This window comes from Chryseobacterium candidae, from assembly GCF_004916905.1.
Taxonomy (GTDB): Bacteria; Bacteroidota; Bacteroidia; order Flavobacteriales; family Weeksellaceae; genus Chryseobacterium; species Chryseobacterium candidae.
Window position 1 is genome coordinate 148,623 of record NZ_SDLV01000003.1, and the last position, 24,955, is coordinate 173,577.

Sequence of the window (24,955 nt, forward strand, 5' to 3'; positions counted from 1 at the left end):
TTAAAGTTGGGTTATTTGTATAAAAAAGCGAAGTGGGCAGGGATATTTCCGCCTTCTGTTTTCCATTTAAAGTGTCCGTTTTTATCAAAGCAATACACAAATCCCATGGATACATAATTTCTGGCATCTGTGATGTAGATATCTTCTGTGATGGGATTTACGGCAATCCCATAAGGAGTTTTAATAGCGGTTTCATATTCTTTGTCAAAAATTCTGTTGGTGATAATCTCTTCTGTTTTTACATCAATGATCCCAAATGTTTTTTTGTAGCTGTGGGTATTGTAATTGAACTCATTTCCATAGAAATAGAGTTTATCATTCACGATTGTCATTTCACTTACGGAGAGATGAAAATCTTTTTTCACAGTTCCTGTGGCTGCATCTATCAAATAAAGGCTGGAAGGAACGTTATAATAATCTCCTCTTGAGGTTACGTACAAATCACCGTAATTGTCTTTTTTAATGTGATGAAGATTAATCGCTACATTTATTTTTTTGAGTTCTGTAAAAGTATTCAGATCAATTACCGAAACCGTATTGTCATAATCGGGAGCTTTATATCCTCCGGAGTTGGCCACAAACAACTGATTACCCACAATTTCCATTTCTTCCGGCTGATATCCTACTACCACTTCACGCTGAATGGAAAGAGAAGTGGTATCAATTTCCACTACTTTTCCTTTAGGAGCCTTGGGATTAATGGCTACAGGGCCGGCATAGCTGCTGGCATAAGCTTTCCCATTTTTAAAAGCTAGATATCTGCAGTTTTGCAATGGAATAGAAGTAATACGTTTCGCCGTTTTGGCATCCAGCACTTCAATTTTATTGGAAACATTGACAACGATATAGAGTTTGCTTCCGTACACTTTAATATCATTTCCTACATCTCCCAGTTCTTTTACCACATTGGGGTTGATTTCTGCGTAGATATTTCTAAAATAAGTTCCTTTGGTATAATCAAAAAAATCCAGGGTACATTTATTACTGCCCATATTCCCTTCATTCAGCATATAGAAGCCCTTTATGGCTGTATTTTCTGAGGGAAGTCCTTCTACCACTTCCTGACGGACAATAATATCATCTGTACGGCATGAGGTAAGAAAAGCTAATACCAGAAATAAAAAATAAAAGTTTAGTTTTCTCATAAGGTGAAGTTTAGAATAAGTTTAAAGTTTCTTCCGGGCATCGGATAATTAATGACCACATCATAGTATTGATTGAAAATATTATTCGCCTCAAGGCTTACTTTGAATTGATGATTGGCCCAGTTGAATTTTTTCCGAACAGACAGATCGTGAGTATACCAGGGCTGCACATAATTGTATTGAATATTATCCTGATTCACATCATATCTTTCTCCCACATACATTGCACTGTAATTGAAACTCCAGTCTTTATAATCTGCCATCAGGCTGAAAGATCCACTGTGCCATGGCGTGTAAGGTATCTGATTACGGTAAAAGGTATCTTCCGGATCGCTGATATCTCTTGCACTTTGGTACGTATAAGAAAGCAAAGGTCGAAGGGTTACTTTTCCCAGCTGAAGTTCAGTATGTACATTTACATCGGCTCCAATAATTTCAACCAATCCAAGGTTCATCATCAGCCAGCGGAACATACTTCCGTTTGGAGCGGCTACAATTTTATCCTGTACTTTATTGTAGTAACCGTCTACTTTAGCATAAAAAGTTTTAAAGAAACGGTTGTTATAATTCTTCTGATAAGTAAATCCTACGTCATACTGATTGGTAAATTCCGGTTTCAGGTAAGTATTTCCGATATTGGTATAATAGAGATCATTAAAGGTAGGAAGCCGGAAAATCCTTTTATAGAATGCTCTGAGGGTAAGCTCCGGAATGATCTCCGGCTGATAGCTCATAAATACGGCAGGTGTCCACTCTCTGGCATCTCCCGGTCTTTTATTTTTTCTTACTTCCTCAAATGTAAAGGTTCCTAAAAGGCTTCCCAGAATTTTAAACCTGTTCCACTGATAGGTTGTTGCCAATGCTACCAATGTTGTGTAACGCGTAGGATAAGAAAAGTTATCCAGATTGGCATCCAGATTATTGTACTGAAAATCTCCACTCAGGCTGATATCCCAATTGGGCGTAATAGAATAGATATTGGATGAGGAAAGGTAGAGTTCCCGCTGGATATAGGTATTATCGGTATGAATAATAGACTGCGAACGAACCGTATCCATAAAATGGGTATAATCATAAGCAAATTTTGCTTTCAGCTGGGTTTCAAATTTCGGGAACAGTTTTTTTCTCAGATTGGCCTGTACGAAATAATTTTCATCAGATAGTCTCGCTCCCCTTCCTCCAAAACGGCCATTCACAATAGGTGCCGGCATTCCACGGTCTGAAATATAACCGTAACCACGGATATTCCAGCTTCCGTTATTCAAAGTTCCGTTGAGAGAGGTTTCAAAACGTTTTGCTTTGATGTCTGAATCCTGTCTTTTCGCAATGGTATCATAGGCCTGCTGTCCATCAGGATATTTCTTGGCATATCGAAATCTATAAATTCCGTCACTCTGCATAAATTCTCCACTGAAGCTGGCAGAAACCCTGTCTGAAATCTTCTGTTCCAATCGGAATGAAGGGTTGAAAAGATCAATAGACGCACTTTTAGCTCTTATAACGAGATTGGTTTTCCTATTTCCTTTAAATACAGGTGTTTTAGGCTGTAAATAAATAGATCCTGAAGATCCGAAGTCTTTTGCCGGTTGGAAAATCTCACTTTTCTGTCCGTTATACAATGATATTTCTTCCAGATCATCCAAGGAATATCTTCCCAGATCTACCAGTCCGTTTTGGGCATTACCCAGTTGAATTCCATCATAGAAAACCCCTACATGCTGACTTCCCATACTTCGGATATTAATGGTTTTCAAACCACCTAATCCTCCATAATCTTTGATCTGAACTCCTGAAAAGTACCGCAGTGCATCTGCAACAGAATGACTGTTCAGTCTTTCCAGCTGCTCGCCCTGTAAGGTTTGTGCCGGAAGGATTTCTTTAAAATTCTTTTTGTATAGATTGATTCCTTTAATCGTCTCTTCCTGAAGACTGTCCTTCTTCTTGGTTTGAGAAAATAAAAGTTGAGATGTAATCACCAATATTGTGAAAACAGCTTTATGAATTGCAGAAGTAGTTAGTTTTGCCGCCATTAGCTCATTTAGGGTAATGAAGACGCTAATGGGTATAAGAATACAACGACAAAGCACAGCGGTCACTGCACAGAATCATTGATGTCCTAAGCTTTATTCCACGAAAGCGTCAAACGATTATTTTCTGGCAGGTCTTCTGACTTACTCCATTTTTGAAATCCTTCCCATTAAAAAAACAGTGGATATATTTTCCAAAAACTTTGGTGCGGAGCTTACAGCAGCGGGTCTGTTCCGGATTCTCACCGGATTCCCTTTTAAGAGCTTTTTACGGCTCACCAAATCCCGGCAAAGATAAATAATTATTCCTAATCCCCAATTAAAATCATGATTGATAAACAATTAAAGCTCCCGAAGGAGCTTTAACATGGTTTTATGGAGGGTGTTTGCCCTAAATTCCAATATTCAGGAAAATACTGAATCTTGATTTGGCTTCAATATCTCCTCCTGCCAGATGAGTATACATGGGAAGCATAATTTCACTTCCCAGGCTCAGCTTTTTATAAGAAGCTTCAAATCCCAGTTTTCCGTACAAAGCGCTCCCGGCAGTGTTAGGCAATGCTTCATCAAATTGCTTATTCTGGGCATATACTTCTCCCTGAACTCCCGTTTTTACAGAAAAAACAGACTTTTCATTTCCTGCAACCTGATAAAAACCTGTTGCAGCATAATTCCACTGGTTTCCAAAACGGTAATTTTTCTTATTCTCTGTTTTGATTGTATAATCTGTGTTAACCAATACGGCAACTTTATTTTTCTGAAATTTATAATTCAAAGCCGCCTGATAATCCCAGCTTCCGGTTCCCAGCTGAAAACTTGGATTGACACCGGATGTTCCTTTTTCATCAAATTTCCCTAAAGGAATTTTCAAGCCCAAACCTCCGCTCAGATGATGGAAATTATCTTTGGAACTCATCAGCTGGTAAATTCCCATCAGATTAAGATCCCCTATTCCATTGATTTTAATATCTCCCTGCATGGTTTTCTTTTCATGAAAGTGGAATGGCAGACTTGCGTAAACACTCAGTTTCTTAGTCAGTGGAATTTTTCCCCAAAGCTGCAGGGTATTAAAATACTGATCCTGCGTAAGATCTTTTACAAATAAGTTTTCTTTGGCTTTGTAATGCTGGGCAAAGTATTTGATTCCGACAAACTGTGGATTCAGCAAAGATTCAAAGCCGGAAGAGCCGTTTCCTGCCGCACAGCCACAGGCATCACAATCATCATCAAAATTGAATCTGCTAAAGGTTTCCGGGGCAATATATGCACTGTCTCTAATGGTCTTCGCCTGATACTGACTCAACAGGATCAAACTTATGATTACTATAATCTTCTTCATGTTTCTATAAATTATTCTGCAAATTTTGGATTGGATATAAAACTCTTATCTGATAGTGTTTTCAGAAAAGCTATAATATACTGTTTATCCTGACCCGTCATGGGAATACCAGTATGCCCATTCTGTTTTAAAAGAGGATCAAGATTTGGATGATTTTCAACATTGTCTGAATAGAAATTAAGTACCGCCTCTAAGCTGTAAAATCTTCCGTCATGCATATAAGGTGCGGTATATTCTACATTTCTTAAGCTGGGAACTCTGAATTTCATGTTGTCATTCCAATCTAAAGTAACCCTGTATCTTCCTCTGTCATCGAACTGGGCGTTATAATACATTCCTGTATTTCGGTAGCTCTCATCGGTAAATAATTCTCCTGAATGACATGATGCACATTTATTCTGGAAAAGGGACATTCCCTGTGTTTCTTCAGCGGTAAAAGATACTTTTCCTTTCATCATCTGATCATATTTGGAATCTGCCGATATCATTGTTGCCATAAACTGAGAAATAGCCTTAAGAATACGGTCTCCAGTGATCTTTTCATCACCAAATGCTGCTTTAAACATTTTTTTGTAATTCGCATCACTATTCAGTTTTCCTACTGCTTCAGGAAGAGAGCTGTCCATTTCAAAATCTGTAGTAATAGGAACCAGAGATCTTTCATCCAGATTATGACTTACCCCGTCCCATGTATAATTTTTGAGAAAAGCCATATTCTGAATAGGTGGTGCATTTCTTATTCCTAATCTATCATCTATCCCATGGCTTACATTATGGCCGTGGTGGGTAAATGCATATTCCTGAATGTGACAGAACCCGCAGGAAATAGTATTATTTCTGGACAGCTTTCCTTCATAAAACAGTTTTTTTCCAAGAGCTACTCCATTTACTGTAACAGGATTTCCGGTAATATCAAACGTCATTTTGGGAAAGCCTGAAGGATATTCTAAGCTATAAGGTTCATCTTTATCAATAGGAATTCCTTCATATTCGTCAGAACATGAAACCAAAAGGCTTGTCAGGATGATGAAAATCCAAAGAGAGCAAAACCGCTCTCTCTTGGACATCGTCAATATCTTAGTCATTATGCACATGATCTACTTTAAACATTTTTGTAATGTTGTTGGTCACATTCACAAGATGCTGGCTGGATCCCATTGCCATATTGTTGCTACTGTTCAGAGTTAAAGCAGTCTGCCCGCTCAAATACTGATTAAGATCAGCCAGAATATGTACAGAAGGCCTGATATCTTTGGTTACTCTCGCTGTAACAGGTAAATCCAGAGTAATTTCACGGTAAAGATCAGGAGTACTGTTGGCCGTAACATTCCCCATATTCCCACAATGATTCATAAAGTTGGTATCTGCAGAAGAAGTACCATACTTACCTTCAAGCTTGGTAAAAATGTATCCTGCTGCCCAGGACCATGCCATACCAGCTGTTTTAGCCTTCTGCCAGAAAACTCCCTGTCCATCCTGTCCGATAAGATAGGCTGTCTGGCTGATTCCCAAACCAATTCTTATCTTTTTATATTTATTTTGAGGGATATCCGTTAAATTAATGTAATTGATTCCTGCAACAGCTTCTGCCTGATCTACAATGAAAGCCCCTTTATCAGGATCATTATAGTGGTACTTAAATTCTCCTCCGTTCTCATCAATAAGTGCAATATTACTGATCACATATTTAAGAGTAGAAAACTGATGCTTTTGTCCGTTTGCTGAAGTCTGAGTGGTCTGGTTCAGAACAATATCTCCAAGATTATTGAATCCGTTTTCAAATTTGATCTGAAGATTTCCGGGTGTTGTATCCTGAACCTCATCATCATCGCTGCTTCTACATGATGAAAGGGTAAATAATGTAATGGCTACGAAAAATAGGGATAAGAATTTGTAAATTTTCATTTTGATTGTTATTTTAATTGTTAGTTATTATTGTTTTGTTATTTTTATTACTTCAAAGCCTTCTTTGAATTTTAGTTTTACGAAATAGATTCCCTCACAAAGGCTTGACAGATCAATGCTAATGTTTTTGTCTTTAATAGTACTTTGCTTAAGGACTATACCTCCAAGACTACTATAAATTTCATATTCAGTAATAGATTGATCTGACCAGATGTTTACAGAATTTTTCGTTGGATTGGGATAATACTGTATATTATTTATTCTTGAAGTCTCCTTCACAGACAAATTATTGTTGATCACATTCATTATATAATCACGTGTTTCACCTGATCCGAAACTGCTGCAGGCATCTGCGGCAGATATTGAACTTCCATAAGCTCTCGACCGAACTCTCATCCTTATATTTCCTGATGGTATATTATTCGGTATAGAAAGTGTATGGGTATTTTGAGAATTCATTGAATTGACTAACAGTGTGAATTCATTCTGTTCAAAAATACTGTTGCGGTTATAATCAATCCATACCCCAATCACCGCTTCGGAAGACGTAAAGGTAAACACATCATAAGACTGCCCGGCTGTAAGCTGTGCAGTGGTATTCCCGTTCGAGGGATACTCGTGATAATAAACAGTTGGCTCATCATAGGTATTATGATTTAAATCTGTTCCGTTTATTCTGAAGGTTACAAAGGAAGGCTCAAGTCCGCCTCCAAGATTGGCTGTACATACTGCCTGAGCATTTAATAAAGCATAGGACAGCAGTAAACCACTTATTAAAAATGATTTCATTCGGATATTGTAATTAAAAAAAGAGAATCAGCAAAATGCTCCAATAAATCTATCGGAAACATCAATTATGGAAATACCGTTATTTCTTCAAGCAATTTTATTGTCTTTGAAGAGCATCCGCTAATTCTCCTGGAGAAAATAGTTGTTATTTTGAGTATTTTACAGGATTCTTTTTGAACTCTGTCTTGCAGGATTTACTACAAAACCCGTAAATTTTGTTTTTGTAAACGGCAGTATCCGATAAAGACATTGAGGTCTTCATTTTACAGATAGGATCTAAAGTATTTATTACTTTAACCTTTTTACTATCCAGGGTTCCTGAAGTATGTTGTGCAGATATGCTAAGTGATGACATTGTACAGAATAATGTCATAAAAAAAAATATTTTCATTCGAAATCAGTATAAATTGTTATTCTCTATTTTGTTACAGATATAGAGTTATACTAATGGCGGATGAAAAAACTGGTTATAAAGTAAAAGATTGTAAATATTAGTATAAAATGAACTAACAGAATTTTTCAGAGCACCTGATTTTAAAATAAAGCTTTCGTCAAGGCTTTCGTTAATGATAAAATTATCAATAGAATTTAAGCTTATTTTTTGGGGACTTTTATTTCCCTGCTCCTGGGTAGTTTTTACCAATTCTTTTGAGAGGTAACATTTACCGTTACACATCAGCTCAGGTTTCATTCTATTTTCACAAAGTTCTTTTGTTATATAGTCATAATTAACTGTATAATCTATAAATGGCAATATCGGACGTATTGTCATCTGAATAATCATGAATATAGAAATGATGTATTTCACACAGCAAATTTAATAATAATTTTACCTTTTTTATATGATATTTGACATAAAAGACAACCAATAAATCAAACTATTAGCTGTCTTTTTATGATTTTAATCAATTAATGTTCATCTTCAGCAGAACACAATCCTACAATTGTATGGAAGGTATCGTGCACAGCAGTAAGAGATTTTGTAATATTTGCATCAGAATCTTTCTTCTTGATTTGTTTTTCAAGATTCTGACTATCTTTAAAAAGTTTTGCAATGGCTTCCTTTACACCTTTTTTATTAAATTCAGCAGGAATAGCCGAAGTTTGCAATGCTTTTGCTTTCGCTACCATCTCTCCTGCTCTGGTTTTTATCGGCTCAAGATTCCCTTCTTCTGCGGGATGAAAAGTCTGGGACATCACTTCATGAAAATCTTTCATTAAAGCCCAGTCATCAAACCTGCCTTTTTTTGCTTTAGTGGCTTGTTCGTATCTTTTACTGATCTCATTCCAGTTGGTAACATTCCAGATCGCGGTAAGATAATCTGCTCTTTTATTCTGATATTTTAAATAATAAGCATGCTCCCATACATCAATTCCGAAGATTGGCGTTCCTTTTTCCTCCACTACATCCATCAAAGGATTATCCTGATTAGGAGTAGAGGAAACAAATAATTTTCCATCTTTCCCTACAGAAAGCCACGCCCATCCTGAACCGAAACGGTCTGCTCCTGCCTTCGCCATTTTTTCTTTAAAAGCATCCATACTTCCGAAAGCTTCGGTGATGGCTTTTGCTAATTTTGCTGAAGGCTGAGTGTTTTTCTGAGGCGTAAGAACCGTCCAGAACAATTCGTGGTTGTAATGTCCTCCTGCATTATTTCTTACTGCAGCAGGTAATTTTGATACATTGGAAAGAATCTGAAACAACGTTTCTTTTTCCTGTGGAGTTCCTGCAATTGCTTTATTCAAATTGGCGGTGTAAGCTGCACCGTGTTTTGAGTAGTGAATTTCCATCGTTTGGGCATCAATATTCCCTTCCAGAGCATTATAAGCATATGGCAGAGGAGTCTGCTTAAACTGAGCCAGTGCAAACTGAGCCGCGAAAACTGCACTTAAAGCAGCTATTTTCATAATCTTCATAACTTTTTTGTTTATGGTTGAACAATGTTTTCTTTTAAAGATGGAAGCCGGGAGATGGAGGCTGGAAGTAATAAATGTCATAACATCAATTTTTCAACTTCTAATTACCTTTACGTCAAAAATCATCAGAACTTCATAGGCCGAAAGTACTTCCTGCTTCCCTCTCTCATCTTCTCTATTTCAATAATTTCTTAATATCCTCAATCAGAATTTCTCTGTCGGGATGGTATTTTCCTGTAAGCACAGGTGTTTTACCTTCCGGATCTCCATAATTCAATCCTGAATAATACAGAATGGGCATATTTTCTTTATTGTATCTGCATCGGATATTTCCGTCCTGATCTACCAGAGCAATCATTCCGCTATGATTCAGGCTTTCCCCTTCATCTTCTTTATCACCTACGTAGATATTAAACTGATCAGCAAGATTACCTATGTATGTACGGTCTCCTGTCAGGAAATGCCAGTTGGGAGATTTTGCACCAATTCTTTGCGCATGTTCTTTCAAAGCTGCAGGTGTATCATTTTCCGGATCAATACTGATAGAGATAATCCCGAAATCAGGATCATTAATCTGGCTCTGAATCGCTTTCATATTGGTATTCATCACCGGGCAGATGGTAGGACATTTGCTAAAGAAAAATTCTACCAGATATACCTTTCCCAACATATCCTTACTGGTGATCTTTTTACCATTCTGATCTGTAAGTTCAAAGTCCGGAACTTTCATCACCGTATAAAGGTTCTTTTTAAAATACCCCATTCCTACCCCGATTCCCAGGAAAAGCAATGCAAATACCACAATGGGTATAATCACTTTACTTTTATTATTGGTCTTCTTATTTTTGGGCATATTTCTCGGGACTTTTTTTAAATTCATCTTTGCAGTACACACTGCAAAAACCGTACGTTTTATTTTTATATACCGCAGTATCTTTAAGAGATCCGGCTGTTTTCATGTGGCAGATAGGGTCTTCTTCATTCACTACCTGTACATTTTCTATTTTCTTTCCTGAAGTGTCCATATGGCTTGCATGCTTTACCTTAGGCGTTTCTTTTGCACACGACAGCAATGATATCGACAGCAAAGCAGTCGAAATAATGAGAGATTTCATTGTAATGTTAAATTAAAATTAATACTATTAAATAAAGTTATGATATAATGCATAAGTGGAAAAAATACAGCATTTCTTAAGAAGAATTGATGCATTCTTTTTGCTTACATCAATTAATTTTAATTGCAAAATATTTCTTTAACGGCTTATTAATAAAGACTTTTGAAAACCTTCATCTATTAAACTAAAGATATAGTTTGCAATACAATTATATCAATGGAGGATGGAATATCCTTGAAAAGTATTCTGAAGAACGAAAATTAAAGTAGCCTGAATCGGGAATTTCAGTTAACAATTCCGAGTTTAGCTGAGAAAAGAAGGAGAGGATATCATGAGAAATAAAAACATCTAATCCTGCAATCTTTATGGTTTGGGAGCTGTTGGATTGTTTTTCTGTTTTTGCCAGTTCTTTTTTCACATAGCATTTTCCCTTACATGTTGATTGTGGCACATTTCTGTTCTCACAAAGGTTTTTTACAATATAATCATAATTAACAGCATAGTTTACCAATGGCAAAACGGGACGCAATGCAACGGTAAAAATGATGAATATGGAAATGAATAACCTCAACGATTCTGTTCTCTGTTACAAATATACTACTTCAAAATTGTTTTATGACAGATTTATGATGAATGTCATTGGAAAATTTTTATCTGTTACCGTCAAAATTTACAAAACTGTGGCTGTTACTATCATCCTATTATCCCGAACTTTGAGCAGGACCAAATCCGATAAATTTAGTTCTTTATATACAGTTTAATCTTGTTGATAAGAGCTTTGCTGATATTGTTGGCAGAGCTTTTTTATTTTCTGTTCGTTGGAAATCACAAAGACGCAGTTTTTTTTTAAATATTCCCTGTATCAAGGCGCGAGGATTTTATCTCTGATAAAATTGCAATACTGTTTTGATTAATCTCTCTAATTAGAGGAGATTTGTTTTTGCAGAGATTACTAATCGGAATGACAAACCGGGTGTATCATTTTTATACTAAATGCAATTATCAGTTATAGTTTATACGAAAGTAAAGGCAGTCTCTTTGTCACTCCGCAGGAGTCTCAATAGCATAATATAGAGTTTAAAACAAAAGCCCTGCTGAAAATTCAGCAGAGCTTTTATTGAATATAATTGAGTTGTGTTTATTATTTGCTTGTTAAAATTTCATTCTTTGGATTCTCACCGCATTTAAAATAGCCAGCAATGCAACTCCTACATCTGCAAACACAGCTTCCCACATGGTTGCAAGACCTCCTGCCCCAAGAATAAGAACAACAGCTTTTACAGCAAAGGCAAGTACAATATTCTGCCAAACGATCTTTTTCGTTTGTTTCCCGATATTGATTGCCATTGGGATTTTGCTTGGTTTATCATCCTGAATAACTACATCGGCCGTTTCAATAGTAGCATCACTTCCTAAGCCTCCCATTGCAATTCCTACATCACTTAAAGCCACTACGGGAGCATCATTTACTCCGTCTCCTACGAAAGCTACAGTCTGGTTTTTAGCTTTGATTTCTTTAACCTTGTTCACTTTATCTTCAGGCAGCAGATCTCCGAACGCATTGTCAATTCCCAGCTGATCTGCTACATATTTCACAACAGTACCTTTATCACCGCTCAGCATGGTTGCTTTCACATTCATTTTATGCAGGTTATCTACTGTTTCTTTGGCATCTTCTTTTATGCTGTCTGCAATCGTGATATATCCTGCAAATTTGTTGTCATAAGCCACTGCAATCACGGTGTACACTATATTGGCGTGGTTGATATCATAACTGATGTTGAATTTATCCATCAGCTTAAAGTTTCCTGCCAAAAGGTCTTTTCCGTTAACCATTGCTTTTAATCCATGGCCGGCAATTTCTTCTACATTTTCTAAAGGAATAGCGTGATTGATCTCTCCTGCATAATTATGAATAGCCGTTGCCACCGGATGGGTACTTTTACTTTCGAGGGCATTGACCAGCTGAAGGATTTCTTCTTTGTTAAATTCAGGGCTTATGCTTACTTCCTGAACTTTGAATACACCTTCTGTCATCGTTCCGGTTTTATCCATCACAACATTCTGAATTTCTGCAATGCTGTCCAGAAAGTTACTTCCCTTGAATAAAATTCCATTCCGGCTTGCCGCTCCGATTCCTCCGAAATATCCTAGAGGAATTGAGATCACCAGGGCACAAGGACAGGAAATCACAAGGAATATCAATGCTCTGTACACCCAGTCTCTGAACTGATAATCGCTCACAAAGAAATACGGCAGTAAACAGATTCCTATGGCAAGAAATACTACGATAGGCGTGTATACTTTCGCAAATTTTCTGATGAACAGTTCTGTAGGAGCTTTTTGAGCCGTAGCATTCTGAACGAGTTCCAGGATTTTACTCAGTTTACTGTCTTCATAGGCTGTATTTACTTTAACCAAAGCAATACTGTTCATATTGATCATCCCGGCAAGAACCGCTTCGCCTTTATTTTTGGTATCAGGTTTACTTTCTCCTGTTAAAGCGGCTGTATTGAATGAAGCCGAGTCTGAAAGCAATTCTCCATCCAGCGCCAGTTTTTCTCCGGGTTTCAGCTGTATAATGTCTCCAATTTTAGCCTCTTTGGCTTTCATGGTTTTTGGCTGATTATTGACCATAACCGTTACCTCATCAGGACGTTGATCCAATAAAGCTTTTATATTTCCTTTGGCTCTGGTAACTGCCATAGACTGAAATACCTCTCCTACGGCATAGAATAGCATTACTGCAACTCCTTCAGGATATTCTCCGATGGCAAAAGCACCAATGGTTGCAATACTCATCAGAAAGAATTCTGAGAATACATCTCCTTTGATGATACTTTTATACGCATCCTTTAATACAGGAAATCCCACAGGAATATATGCAGCCAGGAACCAGACTAAACGTACCCAGCCTGTAAACCATATGGGTTTTATATAGTTGTCAAAGGCAATTCCCAATAATAAAACTACAAAAGAGATAATAGCCGGAAGAAACATCTGAAAGACCGTCTGATCTCCGGAGTTGTGAGAGTGATCATGGTCATGTCCGTCTCCTTCTGCATGATGATGTTTGTGCCCTTTTGTATCTGGTTTTCCCGGGGTTGTACTACAGCATTTATCCATAACTGAATATTTTTATACAAATGTAAAGATGAGACTGATGCAATGCTATTGCAAACTTTCAAGACAGTTTTCACAGATTCCTTTGGCAAACAATCTTATTTCGTCAATCCTGAAATTGGTCTGGATATTTTCAGGGAAGGAAATATCTTCTTTGCAGGTAGTCTGCTTGCATATTTTACAGTAAAAATGCAGATGCCAGTCTTTGTGTGTCTTTTCATCACAATCATCTTCGCAGAGTTTGTATTTTGTGGTTGTATTTTCCTGGATGCTGTGAACAATTCCTTTTTCTTCAAAGGTTTTCAGTGTTCTGTAGATGGTGATTCTATCAGCATTTTCAAAATGATTTTCTATTTCAGAAAGGGATAAAGCCGCTTCCTGAGAGCTTAAGAAATCATATACCAGAATCCTCATACTGGTAGGTTTGGTATTTTTATCAATGAGTTTGTGTTCTATATCTTTTTTCATATTTACAAATTATTACATTTCATAGTACAATGTATTTTCTTTTTTGGAAGGGACATTCTGTTCGCCAATCATCTGTCTGATATTGATTTCTATGGTCTGCGCCAGAGAAGTCATTGGGGTATCTACCGGACCATTTTCAAACGGATCCTGCATGATGATGGATGTTTTCTCAATGGCAATGAATGTCACCGGAACCAGGAAAGTAATGGCAATTTCTACCATCAGCTGAGAATCATCAAGTCCAAACGGAAGAATGGCTGCAAAAACATAGATCAGAATATGTACTAAAACACTATAAGAGCGTGGAAAAACGGTATTCTTCAGTCTTTCACATTTCCCCATACTGTCGCATAATCTTGTGATGATATCATTCAGCTGCATCTGCTGGAAATCCGTCAGTCCTTTGGAGGCAGCAATTTCTTTCACCTGTCTGGAGTGTTCGTCCAGAATTGCATTGGGAATATTGGCTCCTTTAATCTGATGTTGATCCAGATATTGCTGAACTTTTTCAGAAAACGAAAGTTTTCTCAGTGATTCTCCAAGGGCATAGGTCCAGATAATCTGTCTTTCGGCAAAATCTTTTATTGCTTTATCATCTCCGGCAGGCATAAACTGAATAACCAGTCTCACAAAAGTTCTGGAATCGTTGACAACGGCTCCCCAAACGGTTCTGGCTTCCCACCATCTTTCATAGGACTGAGAGGTACGGAATGCCAGCAGCAATGATACTGCTGTTCCCAGCAATGCAGGAATATTCAATGGCAGAGAGATCTTGCGAAACCATGGTAGCTCGTCCAGAAGTCCAATGGCTATGGCAAATATTCCGATCAACAGAATTTGGGTTTTTATTTCACGGATGAAATACCAGACTGATATTTTTTTGTTTAATAACATAATCAGGTCATTTATTAAAAATTCGGTGAGATAATCTTTTCTTTTTTTCTGCCGTTTTTATTCAATAAAAATTCCGTAAACAGCTCTAATGTAAGGATAAAAATCGACATTTTACTGGTTTCAATGGCTTTCATTAATGTTCGTGTTCTCCTGAATTCACCAGTTTTGCATTCACGAAAAATGCTCCTTTTACTACTATTTTTGCATGGTCAGGAATATTTCCTACCGGAGTTACGGCAGTATATCCCATATCGGAAGTTCCTTTTACCACTTCTATTTTCTCAAAATTTAAGGTTTTCGGATGTGGTTTGCCTTTTTCTTCATGTTCTTCTTCCCCTTTTTTATCGGTCTGAACAAACACAAAATATTTCCCGTCTGCTTCTACAATAGCCTCTGTAGGCACTGCAGGTGTGGTACTTTTATCAAGGCTTACAATTCCGGTGATATTCATTCCGTCAATCAGTCCGGATTTGTTTCCAATTACTTCGCAATGCATAGAAATGGTTTTGCTTTCGTTTTCAAAAGAAGATCCGATGCTGTAAATTCTTGCATCATATTCGGTTTCCGGATTGTTGGTCAGTTTAAAATGAACAATCTGTCCTACTCTCATTTTAGGAAGATCTTTTTCAAACACCTGAAGGTCGAGATGAATGGAGCCGTTATCAATCACTGTAGCAACGGGAGAAGAGATATCCACATAACTTCCGATCTGTGCGGTAATACTGCTGATCGTTCCGCTGATAGGGGCAGTGATCACCAAACCGGATTTCATATTTCCATTGCTTACTTTTCCAGGGCTTATTCCCATCATCTGAAGCTGTTTTAAAAGGGATGCTCTTTTTGTTCTTAAGGTTTTAAGTTCCGCATCGGCACTCTGAAGATTTTTCTTCGCCCCTGCATCATTATCAAAAAGTTCTCTCTGTCTTCTGTATTCCTGCTCTGCATAAGTAATTCTGCTGTTGGTCGTCAGGTAATCTTCCTGAAGCCGGATATATTCCGGGTTGGCAATGGTAGCAATCACCTGCCCTTTCTTCACGATACTTCCTACCTGAATATTGATGGTTTTGATGATTCCTCCATACAGCGAAGTAATGGTTGCTTTATTGCTGTTCGGTACGCTCAGCAAACCATTTGCTTTTATCGTTGATGTCAGCTCTTTCATTTCCACAGTTCCTAAAGCCACTCCTACAGACTTCATCTGCACTTCCGTAAGAGAAGCTATAGTTTGTGGAGCTTCTTCATGAGTCTTCTCTTTCTGTTCTGTTTTTTCAGGAGCTTTTTCTTCCGAAGCTTCTTTTTTTCCACAGCTTGTTAATAACATTGAGAACAAGATAATGGGTATGATATTATATTTGAGTTTCATATCTGAGAATGTATTTTGTGTGATGCTGTATTTCAACACTTTCATATTATTTATTAATGATTGAATTAATGGTTACAACAGATTGGTTCACCTGCTGGATAGATTCCAGATATTTCAACTGGATATTCGTGGCTGTCTGCAGGGCAAAAAGATATTCTACATAAGAGATTTCTCCTGTTTTATATCCCAACTGAGCTGCTTTTACAATTTTCTCTGCGTTAGGCAATGCCTGGCCTGTATAGTAGTCATACTGCTGTAAATCCTGATGATACTGACTGAAGGCGTTATCCAACTGAGCAGAAAGCTGTTTCTGCTGCATTTTAGCATTGGTTTCAGCGACCTGTTTTTCATATTCCAACGCCTGAATTCTTGCTTTCGTCGTCCCAAATGTTAATGGAATTGCTACGCCTACTGTTGCCGACTGAAAACGCTTTCCTGAGTTATAAAAATTCTCCTGCCCGTTGATGGTATGAAAACCTATCAAAGACTGGTTGGTATATCCTAAGCTGAAATCAGGAAGCCCAAGGGATTTTTCAACTTTTTTGTTTTTCTCGGCGATCTCCATTTCCTGGTAAAAAGCTTTTACCGTAGGATTATTGGCAACCACAGCGCTATCGAGCACATTTTCTGCTTTTAAAGGTGCATAATCTCTGTTAAACGGAACTTCAAGATCTTCTGACGTGTTCATCAGCGTTTTTAAATTCTTGTAGGCGTTATTCAGAAAAACTTCATTTTGTCTGAGCAGCAGATCAATTTCCCCTTTCTGGGTTTCCGCTGTACTGATCTCGATCTTTTTGATATCACCCGCTTTGAATCTTACGTTTGCAATTCTGATGAATTCCTCATAATATTTATCAAGACTGGTCAGCTGGGCTTTATTATACTGAAGATATTCAATCTGATAGTAATAGGTACGAACCTGCTTTATCAGTTCATTGGCCGTAATTTCTTTATCAATCTGTCTGCTTTTAATATTCTCATTGATTAATTCTTTTCTTGCTTTAAATAATGTTGGAAAAGGGATACTTTGTGATATAGCAAATGATTGGTCAAACTTCGGACTGTTGTATTGTCCGAGCTGCGCTTCAAAGCTCAACTTAGGGAGTTCTTTTGCAGTTGCCCTCAATGCTTCAGCGGATTTAATACTTAGGTCTTTTGACTGCAGGGTTAAGTTATTATTCACAGCCTGCTCTACCGCCTGTTCCACAGAAATAGATCTGGACTGTGCTTTAAAAGTCTGTCCCAGCATCATGAAACCTACAACAAGAACCGTTGTAAACATTCCTGTATTACTATTTTTTCTTTTCAAAATCTTTGTGTTAAAAATGATATACAACATTGGCAAAACAAATAGTGTTAGGAATGTTGCGGTTACCAGACCACCAATCACTACTGTAGCCAAAGGTTTCTGTACTTCTGCTCCTGCTCCGGTGGAAATAGCCATAGGTAAAAATCCTAAAGAAGCTACCGTAGCCGTCATCAGTACAGGTCTTAATCTGGTTTTTGTTCCTTCAAATACTCTTTTCAGAATATCGGTTTCGCCTTCTTTTTCCAATTGGTTAAATGTTCCAATCAAAACTATTCCATTCAATACCGCTACTCCAAAAAGGGCAATAAATCCAATTCCGGCACTGATACTGAAAGGCATGTCTCTTACTAAAAGCGCAAAGACACCACCAATAGCACTCATAGGAATCGCTGTAAAGATCAATGCAGCCTGTTTAAACGAGCGGAAAGTAAAATACAACAGCATAAAAATCAGAAGCAATGATACCGGAACAGCGATCATCAGACGTTTGCTTGCTTCCTGTAGGTTTTCAAACTGCCCACCATAGGTAAAGTAGTATCCGGAAGGAAGTTTCACTTTATCCAGTTTTGCCTGAATATCTTTCACCACACTTTCCACATCACGGTCTTTCACATTGAATCCGATCACAATTCTACGTTTTCCCTGCTCACGACTGATTTGTGCAGGTCCTAATTTGTAACTGATATTAGCGACCTGCGATAATGGAATCTGTGCTCCGGCAGCAGAAGTGATCATCAGATTATTCACATCTGAAATATCGGTTCTGTGAAGACTGTCCAGGCGGACAACCAGATCAAAACGTCTTTCATTTTCAAACACCTGTCCGGCAGCTTTTCCTGCAAAGGCTGTACTTACAGCATTGTTGACATCTTCAATATTCAATCCGTAATTAGCGATTCTTGTTCTGTCATACTGAACATTGATCTGCGGGAGACCACTCACTCTTTCAACCTGAGGAGCTGTAGCTCCATCGACTGTCTGAATGATTTTCCCTACTTTATCCGCATACAAGGCTAAAGAATCAAGATTTTCTCCGAAGATTTTTACGGCAACATCCTGCCTGATTCCTGTCATCAGCTCATTGAAACGCATCTGAATAGGCTGGTTTTTCTCAAAAAATACCCCAGGAATTGTTTCCAGCTTTTCACTGATCTCATCCGCGAGTTCGTTGTAGGATTTCTTGGTTTTCCATTCGCTTTGTGGTTTTAAAACTACAATCATATCGGTTGCTTCAGGTGGCATCGGGTCTGTAGGAACCTCAGCAGAACCGGTTTTGCCAACGACCATTTTCACCTCATCAAATTGCCTGATCAATCTTGAGGCCTGCATAGAGGTTTCTATACTCTGGCTCAATGAACTTCCCTGTGGTAAAATACAGTGGAATGCAAAATCGCCTTCCTGCAGCTGCGGAATAAATTCGCCTCCCATATTTTTGAAAATAAAAGCGGAAATAAGAAACACAACAGCCGTTGCTGACACAATGATATATTTTACTTTGATTGCTTTCTGTAATAATGGCTGATATACCTTTTGAAGACGGTTCATCATTTTATCAGAGAAGGTTTCCTTGTGGGATATTTTCTTAGATAAAAAGAGAGCACTCATCATCGGAATGTAGGTCAGTGAAAGAATCAAAGCTCCCAGAATGGCAAATCCTACTGTTTTGGCCATTGGGGTAAACATTTTTCCTTCTACTCCAGCCAACGTAAGAATTGGAATGTAGACAATAAGGATGATGATTTCTCCAAAGGCGGCACTGCTCCGAATTTTTGATGCAGAAAGGAAAACTTCTTCATCCATTTCAGACTGTGTCAAAGCACGAGTAGATTTTCTTACGCCTAAATGATGTAAAGTGGCTTCTACAATAATTACGGCACCATCTACAATCAACCCGAAATCTATGGCTCCAAGGCTCATCAGGTTGGCGCTTACCCCGAAAACATTCATCATTCCCAATGCAAACAGCAAGGAAAGCGGAATGGCTGAAGCTACGATAAGTCCGGCTCTCAGATTTCCTAAGAAAACTACAAGAACGAAAATAACGATCAGCGCTCCTTCAATGAGGTTTTTCTGTACAGTATTGATCGCTCTGTCTACAAGATCTGTTCTGTCCAGAAAGGGTTCTATAATGACATCATCGGGAAGAGATTTCTGAATGGTCGGGATTTTTGCTTTGATATTGCTGACTACTTCATTACTATTGGCTCCTTTCAGCATCATCACGACTCCACCCACAGCATCTACTTTTCCATCATAGGTTAATGCTCCGTAACGAACGGCACTTCCTAAACGAACATCGGCAACGTCTTTTATAAAGATCGGAACGCTTCCCGTTTCATTTTTAACAGCAATATTTTTGATATCCTCAAGTGAAGTTACCAAACCAATTCCACGGATGAAATAGGCGTTGGGCTTTTTATCAATATAAGCTCCTCCGGTATTCTGATTGTTTTTTTCAAGGGCTGTAAAAATTTCGGTGATGCTTGTTCCCATTGCTTTTAACCGATTGGGATCAATAGCGACTTCATATTGCTTTAATTCACCACCAAAACTGTTGATCTCCGCCACTCCCGGTGTTCCGTTCAGCTGTCTTCGAACGATCCAGTCCTGCATGCTGCGGAGTTCTTTAGCATTGTATTTATTTTCGCTTCCTTTTTTAGGGTGAAGAATATACTGATAGACTTCTCCAAGCCCTGTACTTACAGGAGCCAGCTCGGGAGTCCCTACTCCTTTCGGAATTTCTTCCACTGCGTTTTTCAGCTGTTCATTAATGAGCTGTCTGGCAAAGTACACATCTACATTTTCTTTGAACACCACAGTAATCACAGAAAGCCCGAATCTTGAAATACTTCTTGTCTCCTGAATATCGGGAACATTGGCAATACTCTGCTCAATGGGAAAGGTAACCAGCTGTTCCACTTCCTGCCCCGCCAATGTAGGACACACGGTAATGATCTGCACCTGATTGTTGGTAATATCCGGTACAGCATCTATTGGCAATCTGGTGGCACTCCATGTTCCCCAGATAATCAGCACCAATGTCATCAAACCAATGATCACCTTATTTTTGATACTGAATTTTATGATTTTATCTAACACAATTTGTATTTAATTTTTATTGAAAAATGAATGCATACAGCATAAAATACTGCAGCAAAAATATCCTGAAACCCTCTGCAATGGTATTGCAAAGTTTCAAGCACAGTTTATCATTAGAAAGCATTACTTTCTAAAAATCAATAAAAATTAAATTTTAGGAGGCTGCCAGATAGGATCGTAAACCTGGTAAGCAAAGTCGTTTTTGTGGAATAAAATCTTCTTTGAAAAATAAGCCGGAATCTGATCCGGAATTTCCAATAAAGGATTCATTTTAAATGCCGAAACTGTCATCTGGCAGCAGCTGCAGGCACACAGCGGAGAACAGATATCTCCTCTTTCTGTAGAATGATTTTCCTGAACACTAAGAGAAATCATTTTATTCCCCGAATTCTGCGGATGAGACACATCAGCACATGGCATTAATGATAGCGCCATGAAATACATTGCCAGTATCCATCTTAAGAGGTTCATGGTACAAAGGTAGAGATTTTTTCTAAAATGGGTAAAAGTTCATGATATTAGCTTTCCAATAAAAAAATAATTTTAGCAGTAACTTATATTAATTGTAATAAATTTTATCAAAAAACATTATATAAACAATTACGTATGGAAAAAATTAAATACTCATTAAAAAAACACAAAACTGATTATTATCTATTAAAAAATATTAATATCTAATTAAAAAAAAATCAAAAACGTATTTTTTTTGTAAATTCACAAACAAAGACCAATCGAGACAGTGACCCCAATTATTAGTAATAAAATTCTCATGAAACACGACGTCATTTGTCGCATTGCGGTTATAGTTTTACAAAAATAAATTTTAATTAATAATTATGAAAACACAATTATTTTCGATTGCACTTTTAGTGTCATCATTTACATTCGCACAAAGCTGGAATATCACAGGAAATTCAGGGACAAACTCATCCAATAATTTTATTGGAACTACAGATAATCAACCTTTGGTTCTGAAGTCTAATAATATTGAGAGCCTTCGAATTAAGCCTAATGGGAATATTGGAATTGGAACCGTAAGTCCTAACAGCAAACTACATATCGCTCAGGACAATATAAACAACCAAAATTTGTCTCTGGGAAAGTTTACATCTGTAGGACAAACCGGGGGTAGTGCTATAGTCAGTTTAGCATATAATAGCACTACCGCTAATCTGGAAGTAAATTCTACCTACTCAGGCAGTGGCTTCAGGTATGGAACTTATGGTGACTTTAATATTGAAAATGAGATTACTGCCCCAGATTTTGGAGCGATTAATTTTATTACAAACAAGAAAGTACAACTTGCCATTAAGCCCAATGGAAATGCTTCATTACAGGGAAAATTTGAAGCTAAAGAAGTAAAGGTCACTCTAACTCCTACTGCTGATTTTGTATTTGATGAAAAATACGATCTTCCAAAATTAGAAGAAGTTGAAAAACACATTAAAGAAAAAAAGCACCTTCCTGAAATTGCTTCTGCTAAAGTTATGGAAAAAGAGGGGGTGAATGTGGGTGAGTTTCAGATTAAACTTTTACAAAAAATAGAAGAGCTTACACTATATTCAATTGACCAGAATAAACAGATAAAACAACAGTCAGAACAGCTTAAACAGCTTCAGAATGAAAATGAGGTTTTAAAAGCACAATCAGCCAAAATTGAAAAGCTGGAACAACAGGTTCAACAACTCTTATCCACACAAAAATAAACACCAATGAAAAGAAAATTACTCTCACTGTCATCGCTGATGATAGGATTCTTAGGTTTTTCCCAAACCGAAGTCTATTTCAAATATGATGAGGCCGGAAACCAGCGATACAGGGGAATCGACGCTGCTGGTAAACAAGCCGAAGGAATGGTTTCAAAAGAATCAAAGGTAGCAGCTGTTACCAGACAAGCTCCTGTTATTGATGAAAAAACATTCCTGAAACAAATACGTCTGTACCCGGTTCCTGTTAATGACTATCTTACGATAGACTGGACAGAGGAAGTAGATGGATTAATAGAATCTGTTTCACTCTATCAACACAGTACAGTTCACTGGAAATTCCAGCAGCAGAATATCCCAGATTTAAACCGCCAGGTCAAAATCAATATGACAGGTTATGACTGGGGTGTATATGTTGTGCGCTTTACATTAAAAGATGGCAGGATTTTCAGTAAAAACATCACCAAACGATAGATAACCATGAAATTTTACGTTAAGAAAATACAAGTATTTTCATCATTCATACTGTCCTTATGTTCGGTATTGGGCTTTTCGCAGACCATACTGTATCAGGCAGAGACTAGCTCGCGGACAGTACAGGATCCGCAAACAGTGGTACTGGCACCAGGATTTCGTGCATCTTCCAGCTCATCGAATCCATTCGTAGCTAAAATTGGTCCAGCAACGGAGAATCCTGGCGGCGGACCAACCGATTCAAATGCAGGAGCAACTAACCCCTATGGAACAACAGCTCCAGATGGGAAAAGTTTTCATGATACCAAGGGTAATATTGAGGTTAACGGAGCAGGACAATTACAGTTTACTTTACCTATTGCTTTGCCACCGGGGGTGAAAAGTGTAGCACCTCAAACCAATCTTATTTATACAAGTGGAACAGGAAACAGTATAGCTGGATATGGCTGGAACCTGTCAGGAATTACATCTATTTCAAGAACTGGAAGAACAATTGAAAAAGACGGAAGACTAACAGGAATTCAATTAGACTTTTCGGACTATTATAGTTTTAACGGGGAAAGACTAATCTTAAAATCAGGAGAATATGGAAAGTCAGGAGCAGAATATACAACAGAGAAATATTCCAATATAAAAATAAAATCTATTGGAACAATTACCAACCAATCCTGGCAAGGACCAGAATATTGGGAAGTTAATTTTGAAGATGGATCACAAGCCTGGTATGGTGCTATTGCATCTGGCAATAGCACAGCAAGAACACCTCTAGAATACAATATTGTAAAATGGAAAGATACGCAAGGAAATTATATTGCTTACAACTACATCCAATCTGACAATGTAGCTATAATATCACAAATTGAATGGGGAGGAAATGAAACAAATGGGAAACCTCATTTAAATAAACTTCAATTTAATTATAATAACAGAAGTTTAAATGAAACTGCCTATTTTAAAGATAATAAATTCATCCAATCTAAAATCCTTAAAAACATTGAAATATATACAAACAATAATTTACTAAGAAAATACGAAATAGAATATGAGAACCCGATCATAAATAATAATTCTCAGAGAAGAACTAATTATCAATTTGTAAAAAAAATATGGGAATCCAATGCTAATGGAGAAAAAGCGAATCCAATTATTTTTTCAACAAAGCCTTTACTAACAAGCGTCAACGAACAAAACTTTATTAGTTTCGATAACATTATTACAACCGGAGATTATAATGGAGATGGCCTGATTGATTTCATTGTAAGGCAACCTGCACAAAATGCCAAACCAGAAGGTTACTATATCTATTTTGACGCAGTGAACAATGGTAACCCTTCTTTTGTTTATCTAGGAACAACCAGTACATTCTGGCCAAGCAGTGATTTTACCACATTCAATATAAAACCTACCGATAACTATATAAAACCTAAGCAGGGGATTATTATTTCAAAGAAAAATGCAGGATACAACCCTCCTTCCTCTGGAAATATAGAATTGAAATACTATTCAATTAAAAGCGATGCATCAGTACTCAATACGTATAATAATCCTCTTGTTTTAGAACATTCAAAAACAATACAGTCTACAAGCTATATATATGCTGATTCTTTATACCCGCCAGAGACTGACCCTAGCTATATGGGGGGATTGAATGTTTCCCATCCTATAGATATAAAAGAAGTAGATATTGATTCTGATGGCATGTCTGAATTAGTAATGTCATTAGAAGATAAGAAATGTAAGTATGTAATCATTGTTCCTGATCCCCCAAAAGGAAGATGGCAATGCAAAACACAAGGTAACAGATATTTGATTGTAGATAACAATGACTTACAAAATAATACAATCCATATCCCACAAATTACAACACCAAAGAATATTTTAGGTAATGGAGGCATTATGGATTTTGATAAAGACGGAAAACAGGATATTTTATTCATTGAGCCAACGGGATCCAATACCCAGGTAACCTATCTTACAAAAAATAATACAGGAGGATTCAATGGAATACCACACTATGAATATGGTTCAAAAACCATAAACACACCTTTAAATACTCTTAAACAATATAATCTAACAAAAGAAGGTAATGATTATAATATAAATTTAGCAAAAAGCCACACCGTAAAAGGACTTAGTGAAGGAGTGCAGTTTGCAGACTTCAATGGAGATGGGAATATTGAAGTTCTCCTACCTCTTGCTCTTCGTTTAGATTCTGGTTCAAGTGGAGGATTTAATGGAACTATAGACCCCAATAATTAAGGAAATGACGGATGGTCAATATA

The 24,955-nt window shown here is 37.4% G+C and carries 20 protein-coding genes, 1 pseudogene and 1 riboswitch; of the genes and pseudogenes, 3 read left to right on the forward strand and 18 right to left on the reverse strand.

The window, feature by feature from the left end:
- Window positions 1–11: 11 nt before the first annotated feature.
- The 18 genes and pseudogenes from EK417_RS01480 to EK417_RS01565 form a co-directional block, all read right to left on the reverse strand.
- Entirely contained in the window at window positions 12–1,145 is a 1,134-nt protein-coding gene (locus tag EK417_RS01480; RefSeq protein WP_136521129.1) for a YncE family protein, read from the reverse strand.
- Entirely contained in the window at window positions 1,142–3,175 is a 2,034-nt protein-coding gene (locus EK417_RS01485) for a TonB-dependent receptor plug domain-containing protein (RefSeq protein ID WP_136521130.1), read from the reverse strand. Before EK417_RS01485 ends, EK417_RS01480 begins: the two co-directional genes overlap by 4 nt.
- A gap of 109 nt (window positions 3,176–3,284) precedes the next feature.
- Window positions 3,285–3,470, reverse strand: a riboswitch (cobalamin riboswitch).
- A gap of 93 nt (window positions 3,471–3,563) precedes the next feature.
- Entirely contained in the window at window positions 3,564–4,511 is a 948-nt protein-coding gene (locus tag EK417_RS01490; RefSeq protein WP_076595920.1) for a transporter, read from the reverse strand.
- An 11-nt stretch (window positions 4,512–4,522) separates the two neighbouring features.
- Complete coding sequence (locus tag EK417_RS01495) at window positions 4,523–5,578, reverse strand: cytochrome-c peroxidase (RefSeq protein WP_076595921.1); 1,056 nt, start codon at window positions 5,576–5,578, stop codon at window positions 4,523–4,525.
- A gap of 10 nt (window positions 5,579–5,588) precedes the next feature.
- Window positions 5,589–6,416 carry an MbnP family protein gene (locus EK417_RS01500; protein WP_076595922.1) on the reverse strand — a complete coding sequence of 276 codons (828 nt, stop codon included), beginning with the start codon at window positions 6,414–6,416 and terminating at the stop codon, window positions 5,589–5,591.
- Window positions 6,417–6,443: 27 nt separating this feature from the next.
- Complete coding sequence (locus EK417_RS01505) at window positions 6,444–7,205, reverse strand: GEVED domain-containing protein (protein WP_110366455.1); 762 nt, start codon at window positions 7,203–7,205, stop codon at window positions 6,444–6,446.
- Window positions 7,206–7,350: 145 nt separating this feature from the next.
- Entirely contained in the window at window positions 7,351–7,596 is a 246-nt protein-coding gene (locus EK417_RS01510; RefSeq protein ID WP_076595924.1) for a YHS domain-containing protein, read from the reverse strand.
- A gap of 48 nt (window positions 7,597–7,644) precedes the next feature.
- Window positions 7,645–8,013: a hypothetical protein gene (locus tag EK417_RS01515; protein ID WP_076595925.1), complete on the reverse strand. Its 369-nt coding sequence runs from the start codon at window positions 8,011–8,013 to the stop codon at window positions 7,645–7,647.
- A 437-nt stretch (window positions 8,014–8,450) separates the two neighbouring features.
- Window positions 8,451–9,122 (reverse strand): annotated as a pseudogene (locus EK417_RS01520) (superoxide dismutase); the annotation flags it as partial.
- Window positions 9,123–9,297: 175 nt separating this feature from the next.
- Window positions 9,298–9,975 (reverse strand): SCO family protein, encoded by a 678-nt coding sequence (locus tag EK417_RS01525; protein ID WP_076595926.1) that lies wholly within the window; start codon window positions 9,973–9,975, stop codon window positions 9,298–9,300.
- Entirely contained in the window at window positions 9,962–10,237 is a 276-nt protein-coding gene (locus EK417_RS21280) for a YHS domain-containing protein (RefSeq protein ID WP_083688837.1), read from the reverse strand. The genes EK417_RS01525 and EK417_RS21280 overlap by 14 nt, the downstream gene beginning before the upstream one ends.
- Window positions 10,238–10,445: 208 nt before the next feature.
- Window positions 10,446–10,808 (reverse strand): hypothetical protein, encoded by a 363-nt coding sequence (locus tag EK417_RS01535; protein ID WP_136521131.1) that lies wholly within the window; start codon window positions 10,806–10,808, stop codon window positions 10,446–10,448.
- Between the two features lie 581 nt (window positions 10,809–11,389).
- Window positions 11,390–13,363 carry a heavy metal translocating P-type ATPase gene (locus EK417_RS01540; protein ID WP_136521132.1) on the reverse strand — a complete coding sequence of 658 codons (1,974 nt, stop codon included), beginning with the start codon at window positions 13,361–13,363 and terminating at the stop codon, window positions 11,390–11,392.
- Window positions 13,364–13,408: 45 nt separating this feature from the next.
- Window positions 13,409–13,828, reverse strand: a complete 420-nt coding sequence (locus tag EK417_RS01545) for a Fur family transcriptional regulator (RefSeq protein WP_034691375.1) — start codon at window positions 13,826–13,828, stop codon at window positions 13,409–13,411.
- A gap of 12 nt (window positions 13,829–13,840) precedes the next feature.
- Window positions 13,841–14,722: a bestrophin family protein gene (locus EK417_RS01550; RefSeq protein WP_136521133.1), complete on the reverse strand. Its 882-nt coding sequence runs from the start codon at window positions 14,720–14,722 to the stop codon at window positions 13,841–13,843.
- A 133-nt stretch (window positions 14,723–14,855) separates the two neighbouring features.
- Entirely contained in the window at window positions 14,856–16,085 is a 1,230-nt protein-coding gene (locus tag EK417_RS01555; RefSeq protein WP_136521134.1) for an efflux RND transporter periplasmic adaptor subunit, read from the reverse strand.
- 46 nt (window positions 16,086–16,131) lie between these two features.
- Complete coding sequence (locus EK417_RS01560) at window positions 16,132–20,493, reverse strand: CusA/CzcA family heavy metal efflux RND transporter (RefSeq protein WP_136521135.1); 4,362 nt, start codon at window positions 20,491–20,493, stop codon at window positions 16,132–16,134.
- A 147-nt stretch (window positions 20,494–20,640) separates the two neighbouring features.
- A complete protein-coding gene (locus EK417_RS01565; protein ID WP_136521136.1) occupies window positions 20,641–20,964 on the reverse strand; it encodes a DUF6660 family protein in 324 nt (107 codons plus the stop codon).
- A gap of 365 nt (window positions 20,965–21,329) precedes the next feature.
- On the opposite strand from EK417_RS01565, the gene EK417_RS21350 reads away from it, so the two are divergent.
- From EK417_RS21350 to EK417_RS01580, 3 genes are read left to right on the forward strand one after another with little or no spacing between them, the layout of a single operon-like run.
- A complete protein-coding gene (locus EK417_RS21350) occupies window positions 21,330–22,199 on the forward strand; it encodes a PilN family protein (RefSeq protein ID WP_228457868.1) in 870 nt (289 codons plus the stop codon).
- Between the two features lie 6 nt (window positions 22,200–22,205).
- Entirely contained in the window at window positions 22,206–22,673 is a 468-nt protein-coding gene (locus tag EK417_RS01575; protein WP_168801916.1) for a T9SS type A sorting domain-containing protein, read from the forward strand.
- A gap of 6 nt (window positions 22,674–22,679) precedes the next feature.
- Window positions 22,680–24,932 carry a SpvB/TcaC N-terminal domain-containing protein gene (locus tag EK417_RS01580; RefSeq protein WP_136521137.1) on the forward strand — a complete coding sequence of 751 codons (2,253 nt, stop codon included), beginning with the start codon at window positions 22,680–22,682 and terminating at the stop codon, window positions 24,930–24,932.
- The last annotated feature ends 23 nt before the right edge of the window (window positions 24,933–24,955 follow it).